This window comes from Pedobacter sp. GSP4 (assembly GCF_051857575.1).
Lineage (GTDB): Bacteria > Bacteroidota > Bacteroidia > Sphingobacteriales > Sphingobacteriaceae > Pedobacter.
In genome coordinates, this window is sequence record NZ_JBPZIR010000002.1 from 617,538 (window position 1) to 631,549 (window position 14,012).

A 14,012-nucleotide genomic window follows, 5' to 3' on the forward strand; every position below is an offset into this window, starting at 1 on the left:
TGTTTTAAATATTAACATTTGAATCATATCTTGATTCAGGAGCTGCTGAAACAAGTTCAGCATGACGAAAACGATGTTTACGACAATCCTTTTTTGTTTTTATAAGTCATTTTGGCTTTTGTGCCGGCACTATAATTATAATTTTTCAGGTTACTGGCTTTCTTTTCGTGAAAAGCAGCGCCCCGTTCAGGCTCTTCATCTGCTGCATCTTTCTTTTTCTTAGCTTTCGGTGCAGTATCTGCAATCTTTAAATCTTCAGGCAGTTCCATTAACTCCAGTTTCTGACCAATGGCCTGCTCAATTTTTTTAACTTCAATCAATTCAATATCCGTAGAAAAAGTGATCGCCACCACATCATCATCGCCATGTTTAACAATACGCTGTATTAGCGTTTCCTTTTGCTCAGGTAATTCTAAATGCAGAATGAATGGAATTCCGGTAATATCTAAATCGCCAAGGTTTTCATTTGCAACAATTAAAACCCGTGCATCCGCGTTCGCTTTAAAATCTTCGATGTCATCATAACCTTTATCATCAAAAAACAACGAGCGGTAAATGGATATTTCTCCCTCCTTGGCATGATTAAAGTTTTTATACACAGTTTGCGCCGTTAAGCGGGTATTTACAAAAACCACCACTTTATCAAAAACTTCGGCATCGTTTAACAATAAGGTTAAAAGATTAAGCTTTGTCCGGAAATTAGGTACCTGATAAAGCATCTGCTGATAAACTTCAGCATGTTGTTCTCCAATCTCATCCACTTCTACCGTAGCCGTAGAATCTTTCATGAAAGGCGAAATCATGTGGTTTAATTTCTCGTGCAGTACCTCGGTAAACACCACATGCTGAGATTTGTATGCACTGTTGGCCAATTCTACCACAGGCAGCTGTAAACCTTTTTTAACAATAAGTTCGGCATTATCTACAATAAACAATTGTATTTTATTGGTATTTAAGGCCAATTTCAAATATAAAGCGCGGGCGCGGTCGGGCACTGCCACAATAATATCGCAGCCATCCGTAATCTCGTTCATCTGGGTTTCAACAACGCCTCGGCTATCAATGCCTAAAATCCTAAAAGTACTGTTGCGGTTTAACAGTTTAAATTTTTCCAATACATGATCTACATGTTCGGCATCTGGCACCAAAATTAAGGCCCTAGGTGCTTCTTCGAAAGCATATTTCAACTTCATCAAAGTAGCTAAAACGTAGGTTGTGGTTTTTCCCGAGCCTTCTGGCCCTACCGCTATAACATCCTGGCCACCCAGTATCCGCGACATGGTTCTGGTTTGGATTTCCTTTGGGGTCAAAAATCCGGCATCAGTCATCGCCGCTACAAGTGGTTTGCTAAGTTTTAATTTATCTAAAGACACAATTACTATTTTAATGTTTCGAACTGCAAATATCCTTAAAATAATTAGCTTTTTGAGGAATTGGATCTTAAAGCTTTAAAAATGGATACCGTAAACAGTTGGTTATCTCTACGCTGATCAGGCATTAACAAATTAAAATAGCGTTATAAATGATTCCTGAGGGTAGTTTCTGTGCTTATTTTAAGCCGGGCACAAAAAATAATTTACTGATAATTAATAAGTTAAAAAATATTCTAAATTAAATACTACTAAATCTATAGATATTATATACTTATTTATATATTTGCTCAACATTAATCAACAAGAATAACATGTTAAACAATTAAAACGCAGAAATTATGTCAATCTATTTTCAATTTCCGGCCATTGATGAATATCCCAATGTGGTTTACCCCCTACAGGAAAAACAGCAGCGTTTGCAGGAAAATAAAAACGAAGATAGCATTAACCCTGAACAGATTATAGAATTGAAAGATTTCTTGGCGTTAAAACCTGTTTAACAACCTGGCCAGTTGACCGATTGGAAGGTAGGAGTTTCATAAACTTTTTACGATGGTTCGAATCCATTACTAGGCCTCAAAGTGTAGTTCATAGCACTTTATCCTGATTCTGCTCAAATCAGGCAAGATTTGGTTATCTTATATTTGTTTTGTTGTTAGCAAAGGCTATCCGGATGGGTAGCCTTTAACTTTTATCCTGACTCACTGTGATGCAAATCTTCGAACTATACGATATTTATTTGCAGCTTTAACTTTTGAAGTTTCATATCTTCCTATATTGTGGTGCTGATCCGATAACTATCGGATTTATTTCAGCATCTTCCCTCCAAAATAGACCCTGATCCCGATGGGATAATCTGGACAGGGTGACGGTTTTTATAAAAACATCCTATTATTTAATTGGTTTAAAGCAATAGAACTATTTTTTTTCATAATTCAAAAACATTTTATTTCAAACATGGTTATTTATATAATTCACATTATACTAATCTTTTACAGATTAATTTGTTTGGTTTAAAAAGGGATTTATGGATATAAATCCCTTTTCTTTTAAGCCTAAATTTTTAAATCATATATTAGTCCCCATCCAATAACATTCTATAGTTTAGATGAACAGAAAACATTTCCTTTCTTCATTTATTGCCGCAGCAACGGTATTGCCCACCTTTAAAACTTTAGCCAATACTGTAGAAAGCGAAAGTTCTTCTTTTAAAATACCTCCATATTTAAAGCAGGGCGATACCATTGGAATTACAAGTCCGGCGGGATACATTACCCTGGAGCAGATCCAACCGGCTGTTTTGCAGATGCAGAGCTGGGGATTTGCCATAAAAATTGGCGATACCATAGGCAAACGCGATTTTACCTACGGCGGAACGGATGAAGAGCGGTTGACTGATTTCCAAAAAATGCTTGATGATCCAAATATCAAGGCCATTATGTGTGCCCGCGGAGGTTATGGCTTTGTGCGCATTATCGATCGACTGGATTTCTCTACATTTCAGAAAAACCCAAAATGGATTATCGGTTTTAGCGATATTACAGTGCTGCACTGTCATTTGGCTAAAAATTACGGTATTGCATCTATCCATTCCAAAATGTGCAACAGTTTCCCCGATGACTGGAGCAAAGCAGAACTGGTACAGATTGAAACCATTTTATCGATAAAAAATGCGCTGATAGGCGAACGGATGGGCTACACCGCGCCTGCCCACCCGAATAACCGGCAAGGTAAGGCAGATGGTATTTTGGTTGGCGGAAACCTCAGCATTATAGAAACCCTGGCCGGAAGTGATTCTGATTTAACGACCAAAAATAAAATTTTGTTTATTGAAGATACTGGCGAATACCTTTATAGTGTAGATAGAATGCTGTGGAACTTAAAACGCAGTGGCAAGCTCAAAAACCTGAAAGGATTAATTATTGGTGGTTTTAAGGTTAAACCTGATGATGCCGGCGAGGAATTTGGCAAAACCATTTACGATATTGTATCAGAAAAAGTAAAAGAGTATAACTACCCTGTTGCTTTTGATTTCCCCGTAGGCCACCAGCGAAATAATTTTGCCTTAAAATGCGGTGCAAATCACACGCTTACCGTAAGCGAAACAGGTTCGGTATTACAATCGTTTTAGTTTTTTTATTACTTCATCATAGAAGAACTAAATCAAAAAACGTCATCTCGACCGGAGCATTGCGGAGTGGAGAGATCTACCTGGAAATAGATTTAGCTTCGCTGAGCACTTCGTGGTTCTCGACTTCGTTTCACTTCGCTCGAAATGACGTTAACTATGATAGAATTTTATATAAAAACTTCTTTTGATCTCCTAAACTGTTTTCACCTCATCCTCTGCATAATCCTCAATATCCGTAATATAACCGTTTATTAAAAGGAAATCAAAGAGTGGTTTGGCCTCAGCTGTTACCGGCATATTTGCTGTGGTAATTACCTGATTTGTCTTCTTATCTAAAAATGGGTAAGCAAATAAACGCACGTTGGTATTAAACATATCATTTACATAACTCAACAACTGCCCAGCATAGTTTTCGCCATTAAAGTTTGATGAGTTGAATACGAATTTTAAGTTATTGATGTTTGTGGCCAAACCAACACTTTTGGGTTTGCACCTGGCCAGGTATTTTGCAAGGCGGTTGTGGCGTGTAAAGTTAGAAACGATTACAATATTGCCGGTATCGCACATTTCCTGGGTCCGTTTAGCTACCGATTCTAAATCAATATCATCAGGTGTTTCGTCTCCACCGGTTAAAACATTGGTCAACAAAACCTCAATCATTACGGCTAGGTTTCCCTCTTCTACCTTATTGGTACGTTTAAACTGATCGGTAGCCTTGTTGAACAAACTAAAATTGGGCAATGATTTCTGGCCGTACTTGGTCCTTAAGATCATGATGTCTTTTTTGTACAACAGATCTTTGGCCTGACGTGGATGGGCTTCAGCATCAAAAATGGCGGCAGCAGAAAAATCCTTCATAATCATATACAGATTAAGCAGAATATTATCAACACCTTCAAATGCCGGTCCTTTAACTGAAATCAGATCAATTTCTACCGAATCGATGGTTAAATTATCCGCCAGCGATTCTACCATCAGCTTTGGATCCTGGCAATGATAAAAGGCAGCATAAACCAGGTTAACACCAATAATACCCAAAACACGCTGTTGCATGTTTACATCAGTATCCAGTAAGCGAACATGGAAAAATATTTCGTTCGGCAGGCCACCTGGTTCATTTTGAAAACAGATGCCAACCCAACCATGCGGTTCGTTAGTACGTTTGTAATTTAAAGTAGTTACGGTATCGGCAAAGGCAAAAAAAGTACGGCTTTCATACTTTTCTCCTGATAAACGTTCGGTAAGCAAGCCAAACTCATGGTTGAGCATTTGCAAAAGCCTATTCTGACTTACGTATCGGCCATTCGCTTCAGCTCCATAAATGGCATCGCTAAAGGTCATATCATAGGCCGACATGGTTTTGGCTACTGTTCCAGATGCCGCACCAGCATTAAAAAAATTCCGCGAAACTTCCTGTCCTGCACCAATCTCGGCAAAAGTGCCGTAAATGCGCGGATCTAGGTTTATTTTAAGTGCTTTGCGTTTCGTATCCAGAATTTCTCTCTCCATAGCGCAAAAATACTAAAAATGAAATTAAGGCAATTTTAAGAATGCAACTTAAAATCAATCTAAATACGCTCAATTGAATTCGTCATGCTGATCCGATAGCCATCGGATCAGCATGACGGATACCGTAAAAAAATAAGGTTAATGCCATCCAGCATTAACCTTATAAAACCTAAACTTAAACTACTATGAAACCTGCATCATTATCACTCCCATCTACTTCCCAATCAGATGATGCAAGATTCATAACCTTTGAAAAACCTAAACTATTATGAAAAATCCTCTTTCGAGAATATTTTTATTACGATACTACAATTTCTTTGTGCTGTAATTTAGCATCGTCTTTTTTACTGATATTGATAGTCAAAATACCATCTTTATATTCGGCGGTAATTTTATCTCCATCAGCAGTATCTGGTAAATTGAATGATCTTGCAAACGAGCTGTAATCAAACTCTTTACGGGTAAAATCTTTAGCTACCTGGGTTTCGTCTTTTTTAACTTCTGCCCAAACAGAAAGGGTATCTTTTTTTAAATTGATCTGAAAATCTTCTTTCTTTAAACCTGGTGCAGCCAATTCTATAACATAAGCTGTTTCATTTTCGTAAATGTTCACATTTGGCGATTTATCAACCATTTTGTTTTTAGTTACTGCATCGCTAAACAATGAATCAAAAACATTGTTAAAGTAAGGTGCTGTGTTGCGGGTTCTGTTGTTAAAATTTACAAGTGTCATATCTCTAATTTTTTATTTTTTTAATTGATACTACAGCTTATTCAACTTACATACCAAACCAAATATTTATGATATTTAAGACATTTTGGCAAAAAACCTTTAAAACAAAAGACAAATTGACAGTCGAGAAGTCTTTTTCCGACAAATTCAACTATAAAACCAATATCCATTTACGCTTTATCGATTTCGATATGATGGGCCATGTTAACAATTCCATTTATTTTACCTATCTGGAAATAGCCCGCACCAAGTATTGGGAAGAAATTATAAAGTGGGACTGGAAAAAAACAGGAATTGTGATTGCCCATGCAGAGCTTGATTATATCTTACCAATTGTAATGCACGATAAAATTGCAATTCACGTAAAAACAGCAAGAATAGGCAATACGAGTTTTGACCTGGAGTATCAGATTGTAAAAATAAAAGGTACTGAAGAAATCATCTGCAGCAAGGGAAAAACGGTTTGCATAGCTGTAGATTATGCAACAGGAAAACCTACAGCTATACCAGAAGCCGAAAAACAAAAGATGCTAGGATTTGAGCAACTAGCCCCCTAACCCCCTGAAGGGGGAATTGCATACCATGCTACTCCCCTTTAGGGCTTAAGGGTTCAGGCATAATTTTTCCTGGATTGAGAATACCAGTAGGATCGAAAACCTGTTTAATCCCCCGCATTAAATTTAAATGGATATTGGAATACTTAATGGGCATAAATTCTTTTTGTACCAAACCGATGCCATGTTCGCCCGATAAGGTTCCGCCCAAGGCAGTGGTGAGTTCGAATATTTCGGCAATACCAAATTTGAGCCTATTTTTCCAGTCTTCATCGCTCATCCCCGCTTTTATAATGTTTACGTGCAGATTTCCATCTCCGGCATGGCCATAACAAACGCTTTCGAAACCATATTTGGCGCCAATTTCTTTAATACCGTTTACCAGTTTAGGCAAAGCTGCTCGTGGCACAACGGTATCTTCTTCTTTATAAACCGAATTCGATTTTACCGACTCGGCCATGGTTCTGCGCATACGCCAAAGCTCTTCTTTTTGAGCAGCTGTATCTGCAAATAAAACTTCGGTACAGTGATGTTCTTCTAAAACGATGTTGGTTTTTTCGCAGTTTTTAAAAATATCATCTAAATCATCGCCATCAAATTCAATCATCAATAAGGATGCAACATCATCCTTTAAATCAAATTTAATATCATCAAATTTAATTACCCACTCTACGCCTTTTCGTTCCATAAACTCAAGGGCCGATGGCGTAACCCCTGCCCTAAAAATAGCAGAAACTGCGGCACAGGCATCTTCATTGGTACTGAACGAGCCCATCATTAACACCGATTGGCTAGGTTTGGGCAATAGCTTGGTCACAATTTTAGTTACCACGGCCAAAGTCCCTTCCGATCCGATCATTAATTGCGTTAAATTATAACCTGAAGCATATTTTAACGTATTGGCCCCAGTCCAGATAATATCGCCATTTGGCAAAACAACCTCCAGGTTTAAAATATATTCGCGAATGGTACCGTATTTTACTACACGCGGTCCGCCCGAACCATGCGCTACGTTACCACCAATAAAACAAGATCCTTTACTGCTCGGATCAACCGGATACAGCAAGCCTTTTTCGGCAACAGCATTGATAAATTCTTCGGTAATTACACCTGGCTCAACCGTAGCCTGCAGGTTTTCGGTATCAATATCTAAAATGGCTTTAAATTTTTCCATCGATAAAGAAACACCACCGTAAATAGGCAGTGCTGCACCGCTTAAACCAGTACCGCCGCCCCTAGGGGTTACCGGAACGTGGTGTGTGTTACAGATTTTCAACAAAGCAGAAACTTCCTCAGGCGTAGTTGGCTTAACCACCACTTCTGGCTGGTAACGGAGATCCTCGGTTTCATCGTGACTGTAATTATGCAAACTTTCATCATCGGTAAAAACTTTATCTGCGCCTAACACAGATCTGATTTCTTCTAAAATTTCAGGATTTATCTTCGTAAAGTTCATTTTATTTAGCGGATGAGTAAGTTAGTTTAACAAAAGAATGCCCTATTTGCCCAGGCATTGGCGGATTGAGCTTTTTCATGCTTACCTCTATCTTTTCTACAAAAGGATAAATTTCGATCACTTTAGAGATGATGTTATTCAAAACGGTTTCCAGTAGTTTTTGTGTGTGTTTCATCTCCTCGAGGATAATGGCGTTCAGGTCTTCATAATTTACCGTTTGGGCAAGTTCATCATCAAAACCTGCAGGTGTAAATTCGGTTACCAGATCTATAACAAAATGGTTTCCGGTTAACTGTTCTTCCGGATAATAACCGTGCAGTGCAAAGCATTTTACATCTTTTAAAGCTACGGTTTGTTTAAAGTGGCTCATTTATGTTTTGTAAGCTGCAAAATTAAATTTTTATTCATGAATATAATGCCCCTTGCCGTAAATTGTTACCTTTGAAATGAACCCAATTGCTTAACCAGATTAGTAAACAACCATGAGCAAATCAGCAAAAAAAGACTTATACGAAGCGCCAGACTATTATTTATTGGACGAATTGTTAACCGATGAGCATAAACTGATCCGTGCAACAGCGCGCGAATGGGTAAAAAAAGAAGTAAGCCCTATTATTGAAGATTATGCCCAAAGAGCCGAATTTCCAAAACATTTAATAAAAGGATTGGCTGATATAGGTGCTTTTGGTCCGACTATTCCGGTTGAATATGGGGGCGCAGGTTTAGATTATACCGCCTACGGCATTTTAATGCAGGAAATAGAGCGTGGCGATTCGGGTATCCGCTCTACCGCATCTGTTCAGGGCTCTTTAGTTATGTACCCGATTTATGCTTACGGCACAGAAGAACAGCGTAAAAAATACCTGCCTAAACTGGCCAGTGGCGAAATGATGGGCTGTTTTGGCTTAACCGAACCCGATCATGGTTCGAATCCGGGCGGAATGGTTACCAATATTAAAGATGCCGGTAGCCATTATATTTTAAATGGTGCGAAAATGTGGATCAGCAATGCCCCTTTTGCAGATATTGCAGTTGTTTGGGCAAAAGACGAATCGGGAAAAATAAGGGGCTTGGTGGTTGAGCGTGGAATGGAAGGTTTTTCTACCCCCGAAACACACAATAAATGGAGCCTACGTGCTTCGGCCACAGGCGAATTGGTTTTTGATCACGTGAAAATTCCAAAAGAAAATGTTTTCCCCGAAATAAGTGGTTTAAAGGGACCATTGGGCTGCTTAAACCAAGCGCGTTACGGCATTGCCTGGGGTGCTTTAGGCGCAGCCATGGATTGTTATGATACGGCGCTGCGTTATTCGAAGGAGCGTGTGCAGTTTGGTAAGCCGATTGGCGGTTTCCAGCTTCAGCAAAAAAAACTGGCCGAAATGGTCACAGAAATTACCAAAGGACAGCTTTTGGTTTGGCGCCTGGGAACTTTAAAAAGCGAAAACCGTGCAACTGCGGAACAGATATCGATGGCCAAAAGAAACAGTGTAGAAATTGCCCTGGATATTGCGCGTAACGCCCGCCAAATGCTTGGCGGAATGGGCATTACCGGAGAGTACTCCATTATGCGCCACATGATGAATTTAGAATCTGTTGTAACCTACGAAGGCACACACGATATTCACTTACTGATTACCGGAATGGATGTAACCGGATTAAACGCCTTTAAATAAAACAAACTTTTATCATAACAATTACAACATCTTAGCTTTACATTAATCACCTTAATTTACAATTTATAGTCTAAAATATTTTATGGATTTTAAAAAATACACCTATATATCCGCACCACCAGAAGAAGTTTATTTAGCACTTACCAAAGAAACCAGTATTAAATTATGGACTGGTGCCGAAGTTGAGTTTGAAGAAGTACCAGAAACTGAATTTTCTTTTTGGGATGGAGATATTACAGGAAAAAATATTGAATTTATTTACGGCAAGCAGATTGTACAGCAATGGTATTTTGGCGAAGATAACGAGCCTTCTATTGTAACCATAAAACTTCACGAAGATAAAAAAGGCACTTCATTGGAATTTAAGCAAACCAATATTCCAGATGAAGATTATAAAGATTTTACCGAAGGGATCCAGGAATATTTTTTGGGTGGACTGGTAGATTTCTTTGACGAATAGATCAGATAAACCAAAAAAATGAAAACTAAAATTACCGCTCTCGCTTACTCCTTACTCCTCTTATTATCATTCAGTTCTTGCTCTACTTTTCTTACTCCAGCAATTATGGGTAACAATATGGGCTATCTACCCCGGGCCATGGGTGCAGATAGTATTAAAACCTTAACCCATGTTTCTGCAAGTTATGCCGGTTCTGTGTCGCCAGATGGCGGAATTGATTTCGAACTGGGAATGGTAAATATAAGCCGTGCAAAAACCTTCGAAAAATCTAATGTATCCTACGGTGTTTTCGCCTATACCGGTACTTCTTCTTATGGAGATATCAATAAGAATGCTTTAGAAAACTCAAGCGATGATCTTCCCTATTTTAGAAAATCTATACGTGGTGTTGGCTTAAGGTTCTCTACCGGCCTACATAGTACTTCAATTAATGGGAACACCGATTTTAGGTTTATTAACCTTGAAAATGCTTTAAGTTTTGAAGGAGGCGATTACACTAAATTTAGACAAGAAGTTTACAGCAGCAAGATACCTGATTACGTAGCCGTTACCAATAGAAAGGTGCTTTGGACTACCGGATTATCGACAGAGGTAATTTGGAGGGCTAGGCGCGCTCATGACATTAGACACGCATTTCGGCTTTTTATCGGTGGTACGCCTAATTTTGTAAATAGCTTTAGATACGGTACCAGCGCAGCAGAAGATATTAAAGGAAAAAATTCTATAGGCTGGGTTTTTAATTATTTCTTATCGGTAAAGCGCTTTTCTCTTTCTTACGAATTGGCCAATAACGTAAATTTCGGCAATAAAATCAGCTTAGGCTATGCATTCCAATAAAACATAATTGATTTGATGCTGTTCTGATATAAACTTAATCGTTATGAACAGAACCGTAGGACTTGTATTAATTGTTGTTGGTATTGCCATGCTCATTTGGACAGGCTTTACCTATACCAAAAAAGAAAAACTGGTAGATGCTGGCCCAATTCAGATCTCTGCTGATAAAGAAAAATCTGTTAACTGGCCTCCATATGTTGGCGGAATTATTTTGGTAGCCGGGGTATTTGTGGTGGTGGCTTCCAGAAAAAAATAATTTGTCTTACTGAGCTTGTCGATAATATTAAGGTATTCCGACAAGCTCAAACTGACATGTTTTTTTTATATTTCAGTGCTATAAACTGATCTTATCGCATCTCTTAAGTTGTATTTTGAAGCCATCACTTCGCCATAAGCGCCCGCACTACGGATAGCAAAAATATCTCCCCTGAACGATTCTGGTTGTTCTACCTCTTTACCAAAACAATCTGTGCTTTCGCAGATAGGCCCAACGATATCGTATTTAAATAAGCCTGGAGTTTGGGGCTTGGCGCTTGGAGTTTGAGATAAGTTCTCTATTTTGTGATAAGCCTGATATAAAGCTGGGCGCATCAATTCGGTCATACCAGCATCCAAAACCACAAAGTTCTTTTTCTTACCTTTTTTAATGTATAACGCCCGTGTAATTAACGAAGCCGATTGGCCAACCAATGCCCTGCCCAGTTCGAAATGTACTTCCTGACCGGCTTTAACTTCTAAAAATTCATTAAAAATTTTAAAGTAAGCTTCAAAATCAGGAATCTGGTTATTAGGATTGTGATAATCAATACCTAAACCACCACCAACGTTTAAAACTTTTAAAGTAAAACCTTTATCCTCAAACCAGGTCGCAAATTCGTTTACACGTACGCAAAGGTTTTTATAAACATCTAAATTGGTAATTTGCGAACCAATATGGAAGTGGATTCCAATGAATTTTAAGTTAGCAGAAGCTTTTAAAGTATCGGCACACTCTGGTAAATCCCAAGAGTTGATACCAAATTTATTTTCATCCAAACCGGTTGTAATGTTGTGGTGCGTATGTGCATCTACGTTAGGATTAATCCGGATAGCTACCTGAGCCGTTTTACCTTTTTTAGCCGCCAGTTCATTTAACACTTCCAGTTCCTGGATCGACTCTACATTGAAGCAAAAAATATCAAGATCAAGTGCTTCATTTATTTCTTTATCTGATTTACCCACTCCGGCAAAAACAATTTTACCGGCTTCAAAGCCTACTTCAACAGCCCTTCTCACTTCGCCTGCACTCACACAATCGGCGCCGAAACCAATACCTTTAATCTGCTCAAGCAAAACAGCATTGAAGTTAGCCTTCAACGCGTAATGGATATGAAACTGGTATGGAGCAGCAGCATCTGCGCAGGTGCGCAAAGTTTTCTGCAATAGCTCCGTATCATAATAGTAAAAAGGTGTTTCTATATTGTTAAACTTTGATATATCTTTATCGGCGAACATGTTCAAATTCCTTATTATAATTTTAATTTTATTCTTTGGGCTAATTTATTTGGGTAACTACCTGGATTTAAAGCATGGAAGAATTACCCAAAAACAATACAACGGGAAAGTCCGCTTTTTTATCGTGCTACTTTTTATTGTACTGTTTCTCTTATTTATCAAAAAATGAAGATAGCAGCAGCCATATTTATTGTCCTTATTCTTTCTGCAGGATTATTTAATTCTTACAGGAAATATAAAAACGGATTATTACCAGCAAGCTTTTTGGCTTTTCACTTCCTGATCGGATTACTGGTAATAACCGGTGCTTTTTTCCTTTTATTCGAATAACCTGTTGTGCAGGCTTCTTAGTGCTTCAGTCTTATATTCGCTTAAAATTAAAAGCGAAACATTGTAATTACTTCCACCGTAAGAAATCATGCGGATAGGAATGTGTTTTAAGCCTTCTAAAACCCTACTTGCAAAACCGTGTTTCTCTGAACCGAAATCGCCCACTACACAAACAATACTGTGATCGGTATCTACTTCAACAGTTCCAAAACTTTCCAGTTCTTCAATAATCTGAGGTAAATGAGCTGTTTCATCAATGGTTAACGATACCGCAACCTCTGATGTGGTAATCATATCAATTGGTGTTTTATAACGTTCAAAAACTTCGAAAACCCTCCGTAAAAAACCATAAGCCAACAACATGCGGCTAGACTGGATGCGGATTGCCGTGATACCATCTTTAGCTGCTATTGATTTAATTTTACCTTTTTCGCTGTCGTGGGTAATTAAGGTACCGGCCGCAGTAGGCTCCATAGTATTTAACAAACGAACCGGTATTTTATATTTCTGTGCAGGGAAAACCGATTGCGGGTGTAATATCTTCGCGCCAAAATAGGCCAGCTCGGCTGCTTCATCAAAAGATAACTGGGCAATAGGTTTGGTGCCTTTAACAATACGCGGATCGTTGTTGTGCATACCATCAATATCCGTCCAGATCTGAACTTCCTCGGCCAAAATAGCGGCACCCAGCAAAGAAGCTGTATAATCGCTTCCACCACGGCGCAGGTTATCTACCTCACCAAAGCTGTTGCGGCAGATATAACCTTGTGTAATAAATAATTTATTGTCTTTATGCTGCTCCAACAAAGGTGTTAAATGCTTTGTGGTAAAAGGAATATCCGGCTCATTGTCTTCATCTGTTTTCATAAAATCCAAAGCTGGCAACAATACCGATGGTACGCCGATAGATTTTAAATAAATATGATATAGGGTTGTAGACAATAATTCGCCCTGAGCCAATACTACTTTTTCTTCAATCGGGGTAAAAATATCGTTTGCCAGTCCAGCCAAAAAGCCGAAGTGATAATCGATTACTTCATTTCCCTGTTCCTGAAATTCGGCAGCAGGCAATAATTCAATAACAAAAGCTTTATATTTTTGGTAAAGGTTTTCAACACAGTCGCTTCCCTTCTTCTTATCTCCAGCTAAAAAATGATTTGCAATTTCTACTAAACTGTTTGTAGTACCAGACACAGCTGATAATACTACAATCTGCTCTTCATTTGGATTAATGATATCCAATAACTTCGTCATGCGCTCAGGACTACCTACAGAAGTACCCCCAAATTTTAATATTTTCATTTTTTTACCTATTGTTTTTAATTGCAATGAAGCTACCAGATTTTTTATCCATTATGTTTTAGAAAATCATGATGGTTCCATCATTTAATTAATTGTTTTTTTACCTGTGATAATGCAGGGATAACTTTTTCGGTTTAAAACTATTTTAAAAAAGTTACAT

General features: G+C 38.3%; 14 protein-coding genes and 1 tRNA gene. 8 read left to right on the top strand and 7 right to left on the bottom strand.

Going from position 1 to position 14,012, the window contains the following annotated elements; genetic code table 11:
• Window positions 1-77: 77 nt before the first annotated feature.
• Window positions 78-1,373, bottom strand: a complete 1,296-nt coding sequence (locus ACS5PU_RS06130) for a DEAD/DEAH box helicase (RefSeq protein ID WP_439458393.1) — start codon at window positions 1,371-1,373, stop codon at window positions 78-80.
• 338 nt (window positions 1,374-1,711) lie between these two features.
• Between ACS5PU_RS06130 and ACS5PU_RS06135 the strand changes: the two genes are divergently transcribed.
• The 3 genes from ACS5PU_RS06135 to ACS5PU_RS06145 all read left to right on the top strand — a co-directional run bounded on the left by ACS5PU_RS06135 (window position 1,712) and on the right by ACS5PU_RS06145 (window position 3,504).
• Entirely contained in the window at window positions 1,712-1,873 is a 162-nt protein-coding gene (locus ACS5PU_RS06135; protein ID WP_439458394.1) for a hypothetical protein, read from the top strand.
• 6 nt (window positions 1,874-1,879) lie between these two features.
• A tRNA-Met gene (locus ACS5PU_RS06140) sits at window positions 1,880-1,950 on the top strand.
• A gap of 531 nt (window positions 1,951-2,481) precedes the next feature.
• Window positions 2,482-3,504 carry a S66 peptidase family protein gene (locus ACS5PU_RS06145; protein WP_439458395.1) on the top strand — a complete coding sequence of 341 codons (1,023 nt, stop codon included), beginning with the start codon at window positions 2,482-2,484 and terminating at the stop codon, window positions 3,502-3,504.
• Window positions 3,505-3,696: 192 nt separating this feature from the next.
• Here ACS5PU_RS06145 and ACS5PU_RS06150 read toward each other — a convergent pair whose 3' ends face one another.
• Both ACS5PU_RS06150 and ACS5PU_RS06155 read right to left on the bottom strand, forming a co-directional pair.
• Window positions 3,697-5,013, bottom strand: a complete 1,317-nt coding sequence (locus ACS5PU_RS06150) for a nicotinamide mononucleotide adenylyltransferase (RefSeq protein WP_439458396.1) — start codon at window positions 5,011-5,013, stop codon at window positions 3,697-3,699.
• A gap of 298 nt (window positions 5,014-5,311) precedes the next feature.
• Complete coding sequence (locus tag ACS5PU_RS06155) at window positions 5,312-5,746, bottom strand: Hsp20/alpha crystallin family protein (RefSeq protein ID WP_439458397.1); 435 nt, start codon at window positions 5,744-5,746, stop codon at window positions 5,312-5,314.
• Between the two features lie 68 nt (window positions 5,747-5,814).
• Here ACS5PU_RS06155 and ACS5PU_RS06160 point away from each other — a divergent pair, with 68 nt between their 5' ends.
• Window positions 5,815-6,303 carry an acyl-CoA thioesterase gene (locus ACS5PU_RS06160; protein WP_439458398.1) on the top strand — a complete coding sequence of 163 codons (489 nt, stop codon included), beginning with the start codon at window positions 5,815-5,817 and terminating at the stop codon, window positions 6,301-6,303.
• Between the two features lie 28 nt (window positions 6,304-6,331).
• Here the strand turns inward: ACS5PU_RS06160 and ACS5PU_RS06165 are convergent, their stop codons facing one another.
• Both ACS5PU_RS06165 and folB read right to left on the bottom strand, forming a co-directional pair.
• Window positions 6,332-7,756, bottom strand: coding sequence for an FAD-binding oxidoreductase (locus ACS5PU_RS06165; RefSeq protein ID WP_439458399.1), 1,425 nt, complete (start codon window positions 7,754-7,756; stop codon window positions 6,332-6,334).
• A gap of 1 nt (window position 7,757) precedes the next feature.
• Window positions 7,758-8,126 carry a dihydroneopterin aldolase gene (gene folB, locus ACS5PU_RS06170; RefSeq protein WP_439458400.1) on the bottom strand — a complete coding sequence of 123 codons (369 nt, stop codon included), beginning with the start codon at window positions 8,124-8,126 and terminating at the stop codon, window positions 7,758-7,760.
• Between the two features lie 112 nt (window positions 8,127-8,238).
• Here folB and ACS5PU_RS06175 point away from each other — a divergent pair, with 112 nt between their 5' ends.
• From ACS5PU_RS06175 to ACS5PU_RS06190, 4 genes are all read left to right on the top strand, one after another.
• Complete coding sequence (locus tag ACS5PU_RS06175) at window positions 8,239-9,429, top strand: acyl-CoA dehydrogenase family protein (RefSeq protein WP_439458401.1); 1,191 nt, start codon at window positions 8,239-8,241, stop codon at window positions 9,427-9,429.
• An 82-nt stretch (window positions 9,430-9,511) separates the two neighbouring features.
• A complete protein-coding gene (locus tag ACS5PU_RS06180; RefSeq protein ID WP_439458402.1) occupies window positions 9,512-9,889 on the top strand; it encodes an SRPBCC domain-containing protein in 378 nt (125 codons plus the stop codon).
• An 18-nt stretch (window positions 9,890-9,907) separates the two neighbouring features.
• Entirely contained in the window at window positions 9,908-10,726 is an 819-nt protein-coding gene (locus tag ACS5PU_RS06185) for a hypothetical protein (protein WP_439458403.1), read from the top strand.
• Window positions 10,727-10,769: 43 nt separating this feature from the next.
• The gene (locus ACS5PU_RS06190) at window positions 10,770-10,982 is read left to right on the top strand and encodes a hypothetical protein (RefSeq protein ID WP_439458404.1); all 213 of its coding nucleotides are present in this window, start codon (window positions 10,770-10,772) and stop codon (window positions 10,980-10,982) included.
• 65 nt (window positions 10,983-11,047) lie between these two features.
• Here ACS5PU_RS06190 and lysA read toward each other — a convergent pair whose 3' ends face one another.
• Window positions 11,048-12,220 (bottom strand): diaminopimelate decarboxylase, encoded by a 1,173-nt coding sequence (lysA, locus tag ACS5PU_RS06195; RefSeq protein WP_439458405.1) that lies wholly within the window; start codon window positions 12,218-12,220, stop codon window positions 11,048-11,050.
• 318 nt (window positions 12,221-12,538) lie between these two features.
• Entirely contained in the window at window positions 12,539-13,852 is a 1,314-nt protein-coding gene (locus ACS5PU_RS06200; RefSeq protein ID WP_439458406.1) for an aspartate kinase, read from the bottom strand.
• Window positions 13,853-14,012 lie beyond the last annotated feature (160 nt).

What these genes read in the sequence shown, in the direction of transcription:
- ACS5PU_RS06135 (WP_439458394.1), top strand. Translation starts at nt 1,712, where the DNA reads ATGTCAATCTATTTTCAATTTCCGGCCATTGATGAATATCCCAATGTG.
- ACS5PU_RS06145 (WP_439458395.1), top strand. Translation starts at nt 2,482, where the DNA reads ATGAACAGAAAACATTTCCTTTCTTCATTTATTGCCGCAGCAACGGTA.
- ACS5PU_RS06150 (WP_439458396.1), bottom strand. Translation starts at nt 5,013, where the DNA reads ATGGAGAGAGAAATTCTGGATACGAAACGCAAAGCACTTAAAATAAAC.
- ACS5PU_RS06155 (WP_439458397.1), bottom strand. Translation starts at nt 5,746, where the DNA reads ATGACACTTGTAAATTTTAACAACAGAACCCGCAACACAGCACCTTAC.
- ACS5PU_RS06160 (WP_439458398.1), top strand. Translation starts at nt 5,815, where the DNA reads ATGATATTTAAGACATTTTGGCAAAAAACCTTTAAAACAAAAGACAAA.
- ACS5PU_RS06165 (WP_439458399.1), bottom strand. Translation starts at nt 7,756, where the DNA reads ATGAACTTTACGAAGATAAATCCTGAAATTTTAGAAGAAATCAGATCT.
- folB (WP_439458400.1), bottom strand. Translation starts at nt 8,126, where the DNA reads ATGAGCCACTTTAAACAAACCGTAGCTTTAAAAGATGTAAAATGCTTT.
- ACS5PU_RS06175 (WP_439458401.1), top strand. Translation starts at nt 8,239, where the DNA reads ATGAGCAAATCAGCAAAAAAAGACTTATACGAAGCGCCAGACTATTAT.
- ACS5PU_RS06180 (WP_439458402.1), top strand. Translation starts at nt 9,512, where the DNA reads ATGGATTTTAAAAAATACACCTATATATCCGCACCACCAGAAGAAGTT.
- ACS5PU_RS06185 (WP_439458403.1), top strand. Translation starts at nt 9,908, where the DNA reads ATGAAAACTAAAATTACCGCTCTCGCTTACTCCTTACTCCTCTTATTA.
- ACS5PU_RS06190 (WP_439458404.1), top strand. Translation starts at nt 10,770, where the DNA reads ATGAACAGAACCGTAGGACTTGTATTAATTGTTGTTGGTATTGCCATG.
- lysA (WP_439458405.1), bottom strand. Translation starts at nt 12,220, where the DNA reads ATGTTCGCCGATAAAGATATATCAAAGTTTAACAATATAGAAACACCT.
- ACS5PU_RS06200 (WP_439458406.1), bottom strand. Translation starts at nt 13,852, where the DNA reads ATGAAAATATTAAAATTTGGGGGTACTTCTGTAGGTAGTCCTGAGCGC.